The organism is Sphingobium sp. MK2, from assembly GCF_040170545.1.
Classification (GTDB): Bacteria; Pseudomonadota; Alphaproteobacteria; order Sphingomonadales; family Sphingomonadaceae; genus Sphingobium.
On the sequence record NZ_JAZDXA010000063.1, the window covers coordinates 1 to 14,105 of the forward strand.

Annotated in this window: 14 protein-coding genes and 1 pseudogene; 1 reads left to right on the forward strand and 14 read right to left on the reverse strand. The window is 63.0% G+C overall.

The features are described 5' to 3' along the window. Positions 1 to 6 precede the first annotated feature (6 nt). Positions 7 to 303, reverse strand: a complete 297-nt coding sequence (locus V2I08_RS19275) for a DUF736 domain-containing protein (protein WP_349636425.1) — start codon at positions 301 to 303, stop codon at positions 7 to 9. A 50-nt stretch (positions 304 to 353) separates the two neighbouring features. Further along, entirely contained in the window at positions 354 to 536 is a 183-nt protein-coding gene (locus tag V2I08_RS19280; RefSeq protein WP_349636426.1) for a hypothetical protein, read from the reverse strand. Between the two features lie 149 nt (positions 537 to 685). Here V2I08_RS19280 and V2I08_RS19285 point away from each other — a divergent pair, with 149 nt between their 5' ends. Next, positions 686 to 1,099 carry a DUF5990 family protein gene (locus V2I08_RS19285; RefSeq protein WP_349636427.1) on the forward strand — a complete coding sequence of 138 codons (414 nt, stop codon included), beginning with the start codon at positions 686 to 688 and terminating at the stop codon, positions 1,097 to 1,099. 255 nt (positions 1,100 to 1,354) lie between these two features. On the opposite strand, the gene V2I08_RS19290 is transcribed toward V2I08_RS19285, so the two are convergent. The 12 genes and pseudogenes from V2I08_RS19290 to V2I08_RS19345 form a co-directional block, all read right to left on the reverse strand. Then, positions 1,355 to 1,711: a hypothetical protein gene (locus tag V2I08_RS19290; protein WP_349636428.1), complete on the reverse strand. Its 357-nt coding sequence runs from the start codon at positions 1,709 to 1,711 to the stop codon at positions 1,355 to 1,357. Between the two features lie 409 nt (positions 1,712 to 2,120). Next, complete coding sequence (locus V2I08_RS19295; protein WP_349636429.1) at positions 2,121 to 2,441, reverse strand: DUF736 family protein; 321 nt, start codon at positions 2,439 to 2,441, stop codon at positions 2,121 to 2,123. 461 nt (positions 2,442 to 2,902) lie between these two features. Then, positions 2,903 to 3,496: a hypothetical protein gene (locus tag V2I08_RS19300; RefSeq protein WP_349636437.1), complete on the reverse strand. Its 594-nt coding sequence runs from the start codon at positions 3,494 to 3,496 to the stop codon at positions 2,903 to 2,905. After that, a complete protein-coding gene (locus V2I08_RS19305) occupies positions 3,462 to 5,348 on the reverse strand; it encodes a ParB N-terminal domain-containing protein (RefSeq protein WP_349636430.1) in 1,887 nt (628 codons plus the stop codon). Before V2I08_RS19305 ends, V2I08_RS19300 begins: the two co-directional genes overlap by 35 nt. A gap of 98 nt (positions 5,349 to 5,446) precedes the next feature. Next, positions 5,447 to 5,866, reverse strand: coding sequence for a DUF2958 domain-containing protein (locus tag V2I08_RS19310; protein WP_349636431.1), 420 nt, complete (start codon positions 5,864 to 5,866; stop codon positions 5,447 to 5,449). Then, on the reverse strand, positions 5,863 to 6,939 hold the full coding sequence (locus V2I08_RS19315; protein ID WP_349636432.1) for a zincin-like metallopeptidase domain-containing protein: 1,077 nt from the start codon (positions 6,937 to 6,939) through the stop codon (positions 5,863 to 5,865). Before V2I08_RS19315 ends, V2I08_RS19310 begins: the two co-directional genes overlap by 4 nt. 917 nt (positions 6,940 to 7,856) lie before the next feature. Beyond that, the gene (locus V2I08_RS19320) at positions 7,857 to 8,624 is read right to left on the reverse strand and encodes an ABC transporter ATP-binding protein (protein ID WP_349636433.1); all 768 of its coding nucleotides are present in this window, start codon (positions 8,622 to 8,624) and stop codon (positions 7,857 to 7,859) included. Continuing rightward, a complete protein-coding gene (locus tag V2I08_RS19325) occupies positions 8,624 to 9,658 on the reverse strand; it encodes an iron ABC transporter permease (protein ID WP_310223438.1) in 1,035 nt (344 codons plus the stop codon). The genes V2I08_RS19320 and V2I08_RS19325 overlap by 1 nt, the downstream gene beginning before the upstream one ends. After that, positions 9,655 to 10,851, reverse strand: coding sequence for an ABC transporter substrate-binding protein (locus V2I08_RS19330; protein WP_349636434.1), 1,197 nt, complete (start codon positions 10,849 to 10,851; stop codon positions 9,655 to 9,657). Before V2I08_RS19330 ends, V2I08_RS19325 begins: the two co-directional genes overlap by 4 nt. Continuing rightward, positions 10,851 to 13,034 (reverse strand): TonB-dependent receptor, encoded by a 2,184-nt coding sequence (locus V2I08_RS19335; RefSeq protein ID WP_349636435.1) that lies wholly within the window; start codon positions 13,032 to 13,034, stop codon positions 10,851 to 10,853. The genes V2I08_RS19330 and V2I08_RS19335 overlap by 1 nt, the downstream gene beginning before the upstream one ends. Continuing rightward, positions 13,031 to 13,828 (reverse strand): methyltransferase domain-containing protein, encoded by a 798-nt coding sequence (locus V2I08_RS19340; RefSeq protein WP_349636436.1) that lies wholly within the window; start codon positions 13,826 to 13,828, stop codon positions 13,031 to 13,033. The genes V2I08_RS19335 and V2I08_RS19340 overlap by 4 nt, the downstream gene beginning before the upstream one ends. After that, positions 13,825 to 14,105 (reverse strand): annotated as a pseudogene (locus V2I08_RS19345) (hypothetical protein); the annotation flags it as partial. The gene V2I08_RS19340 and the pseudogene V2I08_RS19345, both read right to left, overlap by 4 nt.

The following is a 14,105-nucleotide window of genomic DNA, read 5'->3' on the forward strand; positions in this document are numbered from 1 at the left end:
GGGTCGTCATCGCGACCAGATGAGCGTGTAGCTCTCGCCGTCGTCGGCGGCGACCAGGCTTGCGTAGATCGGTGCCGGGAAGCTGGGGTCGTCGAGCTTGCAGCTCATATAGTCTGTGCCAGCGGCCGAGGTCTTCGCCCAGGCGGCACCAAATTCGACTGCGCCGGTGAAGAGGCGGAAGTCGGGGGCCTTGTCATTGTCCTTGGCGCAAGGGCGGATGCTGGCTTTGACGTTGAGGGTCAGTGACTTGATCGTGCCGGTGAAGCCGTCTGCGGTTTTGGTGAAGGTGCCGATGATTGCCATGATGTTCACTCCTGTCTTCGAGCCCGCGCCTATCGCGGCCTCGATGGGCATCACGGGACCGGGGCGACCGGCGGCGCACCTGCAAGGCCGCAGCGGAAGCGCAGGACCGGGCGGGCGCGGCTATTTTGCTTCGCGATGCAAAGTCGGCATGGCCGACGGCGGACAATAGCCGCGCCCGCCCGGTTGCGACCCAGCCGGTCGAGGCGCAGCCGTCCCCGGTCATATAGGGCCATCGAACGCAGGCCGTGTGGGTGGGGCGCTGACGGGCATGGGCGGTGCGTGGCGATCTTCGCGCTGCAGCCGGATCGAAGGCTCCCTCCGATGCAGGGCGGTCCGGGGCGCACGCTCTGAAGATCATCCATCGCGCAAAATCGCCAGGGCCATGACCAGCCCGCCCGCCGAGCGGGGCACCGAGTGTCGATATGAGGACATCATGGCCCGCTTGGACCAGACCGACTTTGCTATGCGAGTTGTCATCGACCGGCCCATGATCGGCGCAATGCATAGCCTGCAGGCCGGTAATCAGGGTGTCCTCGATCCCAAATGCTCGGAAATGGACCAACCGCTGGCACTCGATTTTTCCGTTCACAAGGGCCTCGGTCCTACATTTTTGGGCGATCAGGTCCGTCGCGAAGGCCCCATATGTCGCTTCGTCTCTATCGGAATCGGGCAGTTGGCGGGCGTCGGCCCATCGCCTTGGTCGCGGCGGATGACGATCGACATCCATGACATCGAACGGGATTTGCTCGACTGGGCCCCGCAGGAGGCGCGCGCATTCTCGAAACAAGGGTCATAGGCACTGGCGCGCGCAGGTGGCCCCCCTGCCTGCGCGACGTTGCGATCGGTCGCGCGTCGGCTGACTGACCCTGTGGTACGACGGAAGGCATCCCCCTATCCGATCAGACTGTCGGTCCAGACAACGCTTGCACGCCATTGTGACATTGGGCGGATCCGAGTTTGCGTATATATGTATATCCGCACATGTGCCTTTCCGTATTGGCACAAAGGCAGAGCCGGGACGCTTGGCGCGCGTCCCGGCGAACATGCCCTCTCATCGCATCTGCGCGAAGGCTTGGGATGCCGCCTCGTCGCAAGCGAAGGTCCGGCAGCACAGCAAGCCGTGGGCATTGCCGTCGCCATCGACGATGAACATGCCAACAAACCAGCGCCCATCCAGAAAGCCGGTGGCGACGATCCGGTCGAGTTCCAGATCCTCGTCCTGGGTGATATAAGCGCCGACCCAGCGTTCCCTCGCCCGTGCATCCCAGCGAATATCCGTTTCTTCGGCTTCCAGGAACCTTGCGGCCAAAGCCTCGCCTGTGCCGCGCCCGAATTCCAGTTCGAGGCCGGACCTCAGAGCTGCCATCACGCGATCCGATGCCAGGGCAATGGGCTGAACCATGGTCATGAGAAAGTCTCCTTATGCTGTGCATCCCCAAAATCGAGGACCGGCAGGGAGAGATGGGCGCCGGAAGGCTGTCAGGGCCGCCGGGCATGGCCCGGCGCCGCGCAGCGGGCGCATGGGGGAACCGATTTGCGAAGCCAAATTGGGGGTAACCGGCGAGCCTTGAAAGCCGCACCGCCGCCCGTCACGATGGGAACACCTCGACACGCGCCCCTCCTCCATCCGCGAGACAGGCAAATGTTGCGGCCATATCCTTCTGGCCGCCGTTGCGGCGAACCGGCCGTCGCCATCGCGACGGCCGCAACAGCCTTTCTGGCAAAGAACAGCGCCGACCGGCCTGACGCGCGCGTCTGGCCGGTTGGTCACGATGGTGCGGTATAGGCCCCGCGCCGTTCGGCGCGGGGCCTCCGGATCAGGCGTCCGGGTTCCAGATGAGGGCGTAGCTATCCTCGTCGTCCTGGCCTGCGGCGCGACCGAGATTGGCGTAAAGGGTGCGGGGGCCAAGTTCCGGCGCGGCCATGGCGATGCGGATATATTCGCGGCCCGATACCTCGCCAGTGCGGATCCATCCGCCGCCAAGCTCGGTGCCGTTGGACAGAACCCGATAATCGGGCTGCTCGCCGGTCTTGCCCTTATTGGGGATGATTTCGATGTCGGCGCGGACCGTGAGGGTCTTGAGGACACCCTTGAAACCGCCATTGTCGAGCCGCTGGACATAACCGATGGAAGCCATTGCCATTCTCCTTCTTGTCGCCCCCGGCCAATCCGCTGGGCGTGCGGACCGTCCGGCAGCGCGCAGAGTCGCCTGAACCGCAGGCCGCAGCGATCAGCGAAGGACCGGAAGGGCCGGTGCTATTTGAGAGCGCAGCGGCCGCGAGGAGCCGGAACGGCGGGGAAATAGCTGCGGGACGATGGTTTCAGGCGGCGCTGCTGCGCTGCCAGGTCAACGCATCAAGCCCAAGGCGATGGGCGGGGCGTGCCAAAGGAGAATAGACGTGCGGTTGGCGATATTTTCCTGCGATCGACAGGAGATCAAGGAGAGCGGGCAACCCCAGCGCGCAACTTCGTTATGCCGATCAGGGCAAGAGCCCAGCCAGGCTTTAGCGACCCGGCTCTTGTCAGTGCCTGCATGGAGACGGTATGCCGCACCGCATGGTTAGGCTCGAAAAGGATCATCCGGCTCGCAGTGCCCGGCTATCGACCTGAAAACCGTAAGGGCGGCACGGCGAAATCGGCCATGTCGAACAAGGCGATGATCGCGGCGTAGCTGCCGAGCGCCTGAACTGTATGACGGCCGATCGTGACATGGTCGTCGTGCGTGGCACAAAACAGCCTTGGCGCACCAGTGCCCTGGAACATAGCGCGCTCCGGGTCGAACGCGCCGACGCAGCCACCCGACCAGCGGGTAAACGGCAGATGACGCTCGACGCAAAAGGCTTCGAGCGCCTCCAGACGCCCCCATGCGACCTCATGCGCATGAAGCGTCAGCGGCGCATCGACGGCAAGATGGGTGACGTCGAACAAGGAGCCATCCCATTCGACGGAGAGTTCATGGGCGATGATAAGATTGACGAGCGCGGCCTGCTGGCTGCTGGGCAGATCGCCGCCAAGGGTCAGGCAAACGGATGTAGGGTCGGCCATGATATTTTGCGCCTTGTCGCCGCGCGTCCGCCTTGGCGGGCGCGCGGCCCAAAATTCAGGGATGCGTGGAAAAGCGGGCGACGGCGCGCGATGCGCCGCCGCCCGCAAGGGGTCATGCCGCGAGGCGGTCGGCCCCATCCTCTTCATCGCAGGGCGGCATGGCCTGTCCTTCGACGGGAAGGCCCAAGGCTGCGCCGGGGGTGGTGGGGTCCGGTTCATCGTCCCCCGGTGCCGTCCGGTCGATAGGACGATCCGCCTGCGCTATGGCATGGGCCGCGACCGTACCCACGCCGCCACGAGAGGTATAAGCGGCCGGGGGAAAGGTCATCCATCGTGGCACCCATTGGTCGCGCTTCGTGCGTCCGTTGGTGCCGTCCAGATGATCGCGCACGATCTGCTTGAGAGTCTTGGTCTTCTCGCCTCTGTTGGCATCGGCAACATTTTGGCCCGCGACTTCCGCGACGATATGCAACAGCACGTCGCGGTCGCGCAAAATGCCGAAAAACGCCTCGTCCGCCGACCACCAGCGGGTCATATCCACGCCGACATGCAAGCCGACCGCTTCGACAGCAGCACTCCCGCTGGCCAGCGCCTCGCCCATGACGATGGTGACGATTTCCATGATGACGGCATCGGGAAGCTCGACCAGCCTGTGGAACAGGCCGGAAACGCCCTGCCGGGAGTCACGTGCCTCCCAGGCAGCGTCACCACTGCCGCCGATCACGGTCGGTTCCTCCGCCGCAAAGCCAAGCATGGCCAGCACCGCGCGGCGACGCTCGTCGAAAACCGCTTCGGCTGGCGCATTATCGAGGCTGTCGCGCACATCCTCATTGCGGCTGGTCTGCGGCTCCGGCCTGATCGACCATAGATGCGACCCGACGATGGCATGGGCGACCATCAGGCGGAGTGCGACACCCGGAGAACCCAGAAAACTGGCCCGCACGGCGGCATGACGATGCAGATCGATATAGGTCTGCATCGTCGATGTGATTTCAGGCCGTGCGATCTTCTGGCCAGAGCCGATCGCCTGCGACTTCGCGATCCGGTCGGCCTCCTTGCGGCTGACATAGCCTTCATGGAAGGTGACTTCGCCATTGGCACGGACATCGACATAGACGCGCCCGCCCTTGCGCTTGCCCGCTTTCTCATATTCCCATGTCGAGAAATGGTCGGACGGCGGCACGATCACGACATCGGCCCATCCTTCATCGAGATAGGCTTCGCGCCGGGCTTCGATGGCGGCGTTCTGGGCCGTCCAGAAGGCTTCGCCATCCGCAAAATAACAGTCGTCGCCGAACAGGTCGGCGATGGTTGCAAGCCCGCTGGCTTCGACATCGAACAGCGCATATTTCGCACCGATCGACTGGCCGCCGAGCAGCCACGCCTTCAACTGGTGGCCGGTGGGCACATAGGTGTCGGGATCATCGGCCAGCGCCAGCCATGCCTTTTGCTGGCTTTTTGACGCAAGGGTCAGGTGCCGCGCGGTGGCACGGTCGATTTCCTCGCGCGCATACATCTGACGGATGCGCGGCAACAGGTTGCCCAGCGCCAGCACCCGCTTGATGGTCAGTTCGGGCAAGCCGAAGGTCATAGCGATATCATCGAGCTTGCGGCCTTCCTTGACCAGCCGGGTGAATGTTTCCCATTGGGTGACCTCGTCGGGGTCGAGCCGCGCCATATTCTCGATCAGGGAAGCCTCGACGGCATCGGCATCGTCGCCCTCGTCGAGAATGGCGCAGGGCAGCAGCGCGGTTTCGCCGTCATCCTCGCCCGTCGCGCGCCGTTCGGCGGCAACGATGAGCGCAGCATGGAAGCGGCGGCTTCCCGCGATGATCTCGAACGCATCGGGCGCGCAATTGGCGCGCACGATCACCGGCTGGATGACGCCCCGCTTGCGCACGGTGGGCAAAATGTCGGACACGTCGGGCGCTTTCCTGGCGTAGCGCATATTGGCCTTGCTGACGGAAAGCTTGTCGAGAGGGATAAAATCGAGTTTCATGGGTGTCACTCCTTGTGAGTGCCGGTCCGTCGCTTTTGAATCGGTTGGCGGACCGGCTTTGCTTTGCGGCGTGACGCGCCGCGCGTCATCCGTCGGTCCTAATTGGTGGGACCGACCGGAAGGTCGGGAACAGCGTCGGGTGCGAGGCTGCGCAAAAGCTGCTCGGCATGGATGATCGAACCGGTTCGGCGCGCCATCCCGCTCCACCGCGAAAGCGGATGGGGGGTGGAGAAGTCCAGATCGCGCTCGATTCCCATGCCATAGGGCAGCCGGACGCTCTGAATTTCCATCAGCGAGAAAATGCCCATTTCCGGGCAGCCAAACCCAAGGTCGGCAAGGCCGAACAAAGTATCGCCATCGCCATAAAGTTCGGTTGCAAGCCATGTGCCTGCGCCCAGCGGATTGAAGAATTTGACGACCGGGACGGGATCGAAGCGCATGTCCTGCGCCTGCGCGGCGACGCTGCTTATGGCATTGGCGCGTAGCGCATAGCGAAGATCGGGGGTCAGGAGGATCATGCCGCCCTCCGGTCCAGCGCGGGCGCTTGGCCCTGCGTCTGTTCCCATGGCGCTTGCCTAGCCCTCTTCTTGTCCCGATCTCCGTCGCAGCGCCCGCTCGTGTCGCCGATGTCGTCGTCCCGCCCGGCGTCGGGCAAGCGCGATAACAGCCAGTCCGCTGCCTTGCTGGCTGCACCTGCCGCGCGGAAGATGGCGCGATTATCTTCGCGCAACACTTCCAGCCACGATCCGATATAGTCGGCGTGACGGACGGTCGGAACGATGCCGAGAGATGCGCAGAGGAAAGCCGATCCCATTTCGGCGATCAGTTCCTCGCGGGCATAGTCCTTGCTGCCAAAGCTGTTGGTCAGATTGCGGTCGAGACGCGAGGCATGACCTGTCGCATGGGTCAGTTCGTGAAGGCATGTCCGATAAAAATTGATCTGGTCGAAAAAGGCCGGTTGCGGCGGCACAGCCACAAAGTCCTGGCTCGGCACATAATAGGCTTTGTCGCCACCTATGCGAAAATCCACGCCGCTGGCGGCAATCAGTTCCTCTGCAACCGGCACGATCTCCCGTTCGGGCAAAGGCGCGGGTTCGGCGGCCAGGCCGGGTCGCAGCCCTTCGCATTGCGAGACGTTGAAAACGGTAAAGCGCTTGAGGAAAGCGACCGACTTGGCGTCGCCACCCGTTGCGCGCGCTTTCTCTTTCTCCGCTTCGGGGGTGAAGCGATCGGCATAGACGACAGTCGTGCCCTGTTCGTCCTTGCGGACGCATCCGCCTGCATCCCGCGCCTGCTTGAAGGTCAGCCAGCTTTGCGAGGGATAGCCCTTTTCCATCACCGCGCCCCACAGGATCAGGACGTTGACGCCGGAATAATGGCGGGCCGTGAGCGCGTTGCGCGGCAGGCCGGGGGCAAGGCCGCCAAGGCCTGGGTCCGCACTGGATGCCCAAGGCTGGACCCAGGGAACGCGCCCCGCCTCCAGCTGTGCGATGATCCTGGCGGTCACCTCATCATAGAGAGTGATCCGTTCGGGCTGCGCCGCATCGCCACCCTGCGGGCGACGCGCGCGACGTAAGGCTTTACGAGCCATGTCCTGTCCTCCTGCCTGCCCAAAAACATGAGCCTCCCCGGAAGCGGGGGTGGGCGGCGAAACGCGACTGGAAAGGCCCGCCCCGGCGGGTGCCGGCACCGAAGGGCGCAACGAAGTGAAGCACCCGCAAGCGCAGCGCAGACGGGTTGCCGGCAACCGCCAAGGGCCTAGCAGGGAGCGCCGCTCACTCCCGCACACCGGGAGAGGCTCACAAAAGACGCCGCCGCGCCAAGCGCGGCGACCGCATCATGGTCCCTGCGGGACCAGCCTTGTGCCAGCGATCATTACCGCAAGGCCCAGACCCAAAGGGGCTGGGTGCCAACGACAAGGGCGGAAGGCATAGAGCGCGTCCGGCCTGCCGGGGCACCATCATACGCGAGCGCGGTTCCCAAGAAGCGTAGCGAGTCGGCCAAGCCATCGATCGGTTATGCTTGGATGTTTCTTTCGTGGGCAGTTGAACCGGCTATCGTGGAAGGTAGCCTGCGTGGTCCATTGTCCGTCGTGACAACAGCTGCTTGCCAACGCAGATATTGTACAAGTGCGTGCTGCAATTCATTGCTATCAGGTGGATCTCCGTGGCGCGCCGGACAATGCAACCACGATGTCCGGCAGTGACACCATGGGTGTCATTGACCTACCCTAGCGAGGATCCAAAAAATGGTACCGACCGTAGTGAGTGAAATCGGTCGCACACAGCTTCACCCTCGCGGACCCAATCAAGGTGAAGTTCTACTCATCCGCTACGAATGGACCGACATTTGCAAACCATTTGCCATTGGCCGACAACGTGAAGCGATGGAGATCAGTGGAGTATCAGGTGCCGTTGCAATTTGCTCGGCCAGGGTGACATGGACGTCGGGGCTGCGGTCTATGCCGCGTCACCGATCCATTGCGCCCTAAATGACAGCCATCCGTCTTTAATCAGCCAGTTCGAAGCGCCCTCGCTGCGTCGAAAAGCGAACAGCATCGGTGTCAAATGCCATGCCGATATGGCCATCTGCAATAAGTGTTGCAGGCGTATCGACTTGCAGTCCCCCTCGTCCATCAAGAAGCCAGACGCTATCGGCAAATTGCAGCGAAAGATCGAGGTCATGGCTGGAGAGCAGAACGATCGCCTGGTTCGCCCGGGCCTGAAGCCGCAGCAAAGACATGATCTCGACGCGACCCGGCAGATCCAGAAAGGCGGTGATCTCGTCCAGCACCATCAGATTGGGTGTCTGGGCAATGGCACGTGCGATCAGCACACGCTGCCGTTCGCCGTCAGACAGGTCGTCGAACAACCGACCGGAAAATCTGGCGGCGCCCGCCTGATTGAGCGCCTGAAGGACGAGGCTGCGGTCTTCGCTCGTCAGATGGCCCTGCCAGCCTGTGAACGGCTGACGCCCCAAGGACACCACGTCATCAACGGTAAGCCCCGGGCTGCCCGTACGCTCGGTCAGCACCACAGCAATGCGGCGCGCGCGGGTTTGTGGCCGCAGGAAGGCGATATCGTCGCCATTGAGACAGGCGCGCCCGCCGAGCCCCGCTTGAAGCCCCGACACCGTCCGCATCAGCGTCGACTTACCTGCCCCGTTACGGCCAAGCACGCAGACGAAGCTGCCGGGTTCGACGGTAACATGGAGGTCCGATAGTACCGCTCCGCGAGGCGCACCATAGCCGATAGAAAGACCTTCGAGAATAAGCATCAGCGCTGACCCCGCATGGATTTAGAAAAGATGAGCAATCCAATCACCACCGGAGCGCCGACCAGTGCGAGCACGGCATTGAGGTGCAGGAAATGCTGCTCCCAAGGCGCATGTACGACGACATCCGCAGACAGTGCGAGCAAAGCGCCGGCAAGAGCAGCGAGCGGGATCAGCGGCAGGATCCGGGCGGTCCCAGCGATGGCACGCGCGAAATGCGGTACGATCAGTCCAACGAACGTGACAGGTCCGCAATAGGCGGTCACCGGAGCTGTCAGCAACAAGACAGCGGCCAGCGTCAGCCGCCGCAACCTGGTAACATCGGTGCCCAGGCTCCTGGCATAGGTCTCGCCTAGCAGTAGGGCCGTCAATGGCTTGGCACTGAACAAGGCGAGCAACAGGCCCATCCCTGTAGGAATTGCCAACATCAGCAGATCGGCCGCCGTCACGTTTGCGAAATTGCCATCGTTCCAGCCCGAAAAAACACGCCCCCCCACACGATTGGCGAAGTGGATGATGACGCTGACGACGCCCTGCACGGTGAAGCCTAGCATCAGGCCAACCACGAGCAGCGTCACCGTGCCGACCTTGCGCGCAAGCGACGCCATAGCGAGCGCGAACACGCCGATGCCCAGCATGGCGCCCGCCGTGATCGAGAGGCCTTCGAACGCGCGCAAGAACGCGATCGCGGCAGGGCCGGAGAAGGCAGCCGCCGTCACCAGAAGCGCGACGCCAAGCTGGCCACCAGCGGTCAGGCCGAGAGACCAGGCATCCGCCATCGGATTGCGGAACAGCGCTTGCATCAATACCCCGCCAACGCCGAGCGCGCTGCCGGCGATAATCGCGGTGATGATGCGCGGTAGCCGCAATTCCCGCACAATCTGTGCGTGCATCGGATCGCCGCCACCAAAGAGGCTGGCGGCAACCTCCCCGGGTCCGATATCAATCATTCCGAAGCCGAGCGCGAAGAGACCGGCAGACACGATCGCGAACGATAACAGGATCGTGCCGACACCGGTTCGCAAGGATGTGCTCATCGCGTTACCTGCCTGTCTGGCCGGATATAGAGGAAGGGCGCGTCACGTAGCGCCGGGTGGAGCATGCGCGCCAGGTCGCCGAGCACGAGATCGGGCCGGATGACCGCCATCTCGTAATAATCATAGGCGTCGGCAGGAGGCTTTGTCATGCCATCGGCCGCGAACAGGCAACCGTCGCGATAGGCTTTGAAACGGCGAAGTGTCGCGACATCCTTGAAGGGCGCGGAATGGGAATCGCGCATGATCCAACAATCGGCATCCTTGCCGCGCGCGATCAGTTCTTCGGTACTGACCCGGTTGAAGCTGTCCTTGCGCGGATCGTCGGTAGCCTCGAAAGGATTGCGGGCATTGGCGTCGCGCAGCAGCTTGGCGTCGGCATTGCGGATCGTTGGCATCCAGCGGTTGCCCCCGGAGAACCAGGCTGAGAGCACTGAGCGTGTCGGCTGCGCGGCCGCCTTCGCTTTCAATGCTTCGACATTCTTCGTAACCATCGCGACGAAGGCGTCCGCCTCGCGCTCCTTGCCTGTGAGCATGCCAATCAGGCGGACATAGTCGACCCGCCCCATATAGTCGGCCTCATTGTCGAGGAAGATGGGAACGACCGGGATGCCGAGAGCCTCGATCCGGGGCTTCGCGCCGATATTATCCATGTCGCCCATGCTCATCAGCAGCACGTCCGGTTTTGCGGCAATCAAGGCGTCGAGCTCGGGCGGCGAATGCCAGCCATAGCCGATCTGACGCACTTGACCGCGGCGAACGCGGGCACGCAGGTCGTCATCATAGGATTTAACCCCGCCGACCGCCACCAACCTGTTGTTGATCCCCAGAACCTTGGTCATCGCCTCGTGATAGCCGGTGTTGCTGGCGATCCTGAGCACTGGGGTACGAATGAGCGTGGCGCCTGCAAGGTCGCCAGTAAGCGTGGGAGCCGGAGCATCACGCGGGACGAGCACCAGCCGCTGGAACTGCTCCTCGCCGACCGCATTGCCACCCCAGCTAACGACCGAGGCTTTGAGGTCGATAACGCGATATCCCTCACGCTCGACGACGCGGAAGGTCTTGGCAAACCGCATCGGAATCTCGCGGCCGCTCACGTCCTGTCTTGATGCCGGGGGCTTGGCTTGCTCGCTGCCGCAAGCGGGCAGCACCGCAATCGTGAGCGCGAGCAAAGGCGCGAGAACGAGACGGCGCATCAGAAGCTCCCTCGCAAGGTCACGCGGAATTGCCGAGGGGTACCGGGCGTCGCATAGCTCGGCGCCGTGCGTCCGCCGAAATACCAGTAATATTCCTTATCGAGCGCGTTCATGACCGTGAGATCGAGCGTTAGGCCATGCCAGCTTTCTGGCTGGATACGAGTGTTGAGGGTCAGCAGTTCATAACCGCCACCGTCAACGCGGTTATCCTGCGTGATTTTGTAATCATCATACCATTCGAACACGGCACGGCCGGTGAGCCAGGGCGTAAAACGCTGCTCGGCAGAGATGTAGACGATGTTGGATGCGACCCCGACCGGTGTAGTGCCGGACAGATCAACCGGCCCGGAGAAGGTCTCCAGCACATAGTCTTTCCACTTGGGCGCGATGTGCGAGTAGTTGATCAGGAAGGACGAGCCCTCGCGCGGGCGGATGTCGAGCGAGACCTCGACACCTTTTGCCTCATAGCGATCGCCATAGGTGATGAGGTTGGACGGCGCGCTGAAATCCGTTTCGGCCGCCGGGTTGGGAATGACCTGGCGGCGATTCTTCTGCACCGACCAGAAGGCGGCCGTTGCAACGCGCAGTGTGTCGCCCAGTGCGCTGCCTTTCCACCCGATCTCATAGCTGTCGAGCGTAGTGGGCTTCTGCTCGGGCCGGGCATATTGGTTGGAATCCCACTCGAAGCCGCTACCGAAGTTGGAATTGAAGCCCCGGCCATATGCGAGATAGATTTGCCCCCCGTCGTAGCGGTAGGAGAGGGACGCCTTGGGGGAAAAGGCGTCGGCTTTGGCGCTCTCGCTCGAACCGTCCGTCACCCCGGCGATCGGATCGAATCTCACGCGGCGACGAAAACTGTCATAGCGGCCCCCGACCGTGAGATACCAGCGATCGGATAGGGCGATCTCATCCTGGATGAAGGCACCCCGGAATTGATTGGTGAAGTGGTCGCTCGACACCGGGTCTTCAACCGCGAAGCAGGGGTGGTCGCCATTGGTGACCTGGCCCGTACGATAGTCGATTTCGACAAGGTAGAAATTGAAGCCGCATTCCGCCGTGAAGCCATTGACGCCGCTCCAGCGCTTGAACGACCGCGCCGTACCTCGTTCACCGGCAAGGCCGACAATCAGATTATGCGCGCCATGCTGCCAGTTTGCAGTGGCTTCCCCGTAAAACACTTCCTGACGCCCGGTCGCGGCCAGGCCGTTCACGCCGTACACGCCGCGTGACGGGTCGAAGCCATATGGGTCATAGAAGTTGAAGGAGGCGTCGCTGTCAAAGCGTCGCCACTGGCCGGTGGCGGTGAAGGTCAGCTCATCGGTAGCGCGATGCTCGACCCGCAATGCGGCGATCCCGCCTTCGACATCGACCCGGGGACGGCCATAGCCAAGGAAAGCACGAGGCCCGCCGGCGACGTCTATGACATTGCCGTTAGAATCGACCGGAAGACCGTTGGGCGCTTGCGACTTGCGATCCAGATAATTGCCATAGAGCGTGACGGTTGTTCGCTCGCCAAGGTCGAAATCGAGCTTAGTAAACAGATTGAGTTGCTTGCGCCCGCCCTGTTTGCGCCACCCGCCATAATCCTCATAAAAGGCCGAGGCGAAAAGACCGGCATTGTCCCCCAGCTTGCGTGAAATGGATGCCTCGCCGCGATAATAATCGTCACTCCCGGCGGAAAAGGATAGCTCCATGCGATCTTCACGCGGCGAGCGCGTGATATAGTTGACCGCGCCATAGAGCGCGCCACGCCCGTACAGCGCCGACACCGGTCCCTTGACGATCTCGACCCGCTGTAGCGCCGGATAGGGCACGATGTTGAGCACGCCTTCTTCGTCATTGCCGATGAACGGGATGCCATCGATAAGGGGCAGATAACCCTCGGTGCCGGTCGATCCCCGGATCGAGACGAACGGGAATTCATCGCCATCGCCTTCGCCACGCCGGAACGATACGCCGGGCACGCCGCGAAATTCCTCGGTGCCATAGGTGAACCCGTCCCGGCGCAGCGTCTCCATGTCCTTGACCGTGACATCGGCCGGTACGTTGATTAGCGATTGCTCGCTGCGCGTGGCGGTTACGACGATCGTGTCGGCGGCACTATCGGCGGGCGTTTCCTCCGCCGTTGCCACGGCCGGGATTGCGAGCAGGGAAAGGCCGGTGACGGCAAGCAATGACTTCATGATTTCGCTCCGATGATGAAGCGGGCGGTGCCGGGCAGAAGGAGATGCTCGCCTCTGCTCCTGCGATGGGCTTCCTCGATTGCCTCTCCGATCACCCGCAGGCGATCGTCGCCGACGAGGCCGGTCAGCATCGGGTTCGCCGCGATCATGGGATGGTCTGCGGTGAACAGCGAAGCGATAAGAACGAAGTCATGCGTCCGCTCCTCGATTGCGATTTTGCCAAAGCCAGCCGCCGCGAACTCCGTGACCAGCCTCCGCGGCTCTGCGACGAGATCCATCCGCACATCGACTGGTGCTGGCGACAGCGGAAAATGCTTCTCGCGCGATCGCGCGAGCAACGGATTGGGGCCGAATCCATGGGGATTGTCGGCGATGGCGACGACCGCTCGGCCGCCCGGCCGCAGGACCCGCGCCATTTCGGACAGGCCCGCTCGCCAGTCAGGGAAGAGCGGGATGCCGAAGACGGAGCAGGCGCGATCGAAGCTGGCATCGGGGAGATCGAGCGCTTGCCCGTCCATGCAGGCGGGGGTGATGGGAAGTCCACCGATGCGGGCCGACAGGCGGTTGATCATGGCTTGCGAGAAATCGATGGCGGTCACAACCGCACCGGCGCGTGCGGCGGCCAGCGCCAGTGCGCCCGGTCCGGTCGCGACATCGAGCAGAGCCAGGCCGGCGTCGACGTCGGCCAGGACAACCGCATCCTCGCAGAACTGCGCTGTGAAGGGCTCGGCGCCGGCGATGTAGCTGTCGACCGCGCCATCCCAATAGCCGGTTGTCTGGATCGGCTCGCTCATCGCTTGCCTCCAAACCGATAGGACAGGCTGGCAGTGACGGTGCGTGGTGCGCCGGGATAGAGCGGCAGGAAGGCACCGCCGCTGTCATAATAGAAGGTGTCGAACAGGTTCAGGACATTGAGCTGGGCGCGCATCGGTCCAAAGCCCGCGTCGAACATGTAGGCGAGATTGGCGTCAACGCGCGTATAGGCGGGCAGGAAGTAAGCGGGGTCTGAGGGGCGCCTTGCGCGGTGCCCATTCGCCGGGATGATTACCGCTCTTTTAGCGAGGTGGCGGG

What these genes read in the sequence shown, in the direction of transcription:
- V2I08_RS19275 (WP_349636425.1), bottom strand. Translation starts at nt 303, where the DNA reads ATGGCAATCATCGGCACCTTCACCAAAACCGCAGACGGCTTCACCGGC.
- V2I08_RS19280 (WP_349636426.1), bottom strand. Translation starts at nt 536, where the DNA reads ATGGCCCTATATGACCGGGGACGGCTGCGCCTCGACCGGCTGGGTCGC.
- V2I08_RS19285 (WP_349636427.1), top strand. Translation starts at nt 686, where the DNA reads ATGACCAGCCCGCCCGCCGAGCGGGGCACCGAGTGTCGATATGAGGAC.
- V2I08_RS19290 (WP_349636428.1), bottom strand. Translation starts at nt 1,711, where the DNA reads ATGACCATGGTTCAGCCCATTGCCCTGGCATCGGATCGCGTGATGGCA.
- V2I08_RS19295 (WP_349636429.1), bottom strand. Translation starts at nt 2,441, where the DNA reads ATGGCTTCCATCGGTTATGTCCAGCGGCTCGACAATGGCGGTTTCAAG.
- V2I08_RS19300 (WP_349636437.1), bottom strand. Translation starts at nt 3,496, where the DNA reads ATGAAGAGGATGGGGCCGACCGCCTCGCGGCATGACCCCTTGCGGGCG.
- V2I08_RS19305 (WP_349636430.1), bottom strand. Translation starts at nt 5,348, where the DNA reads ATGAAACTCGATTTTATCCCTCTCGACAAGCTTTCCGTCAGCAAGGCC.
- V2I08_RS19310 (WP_349636431.1), bottom strand. Translation starts at nt 5,866, where the DNA reads ATGATCCTCCTGACCCCCGATCTTCGCTATGCGCTACGCGCCAATGCC.
- V2I08_RS19315 (WP_349636432.1), bottom strand. Translation starts at nt 6,939, where the DNA reads ATGGCTCGTAAAGCCTTACGTCGCGCGCGTCGCCCGCAGGGTGGCGAT.
- V2I08_RS19320 (WP_349636433.1), bottom strand. Translation starts at nt 8,624, where the DNA reads ATGCTTATTCTCGAAGGTCTTTCTATCGGCTATGGTGCGCCTCGCGGA.
- V2I08_RS19325 (WP_310223438.1), bottom strand. Translation starts at nt 9,658, where the DNA reads ATGAGCACATCCTTGCGAACCGGTGTCGGCACGATCCTGTTATCGTTC.
- V2I08_RS19330 (WP_349636434.1), bottom strand. Translation starts at nt 10,851, where the DNA reads ATGCGCCGTCTCGTTCTCGCGCCTTTGCTCGCGCTCACGATTGCGGTG.
- V2I08_RS19335 (WP_349636435.1), bottom strand. Translation starts at nt 13,034, where the DNA reads ATGAAGTCATTGCTTGCCGTCACCGGCCTTTCCCTGCTCGCAATCCCG.
- V2I08_RS19340 (WP_349636436.1), bottom strand. Translation starts at nt 13,828, where the DNA reads ATGAGCGAGCCGATCCAGACAACCGGCTATTGGGATGGCGCGGTCGAC.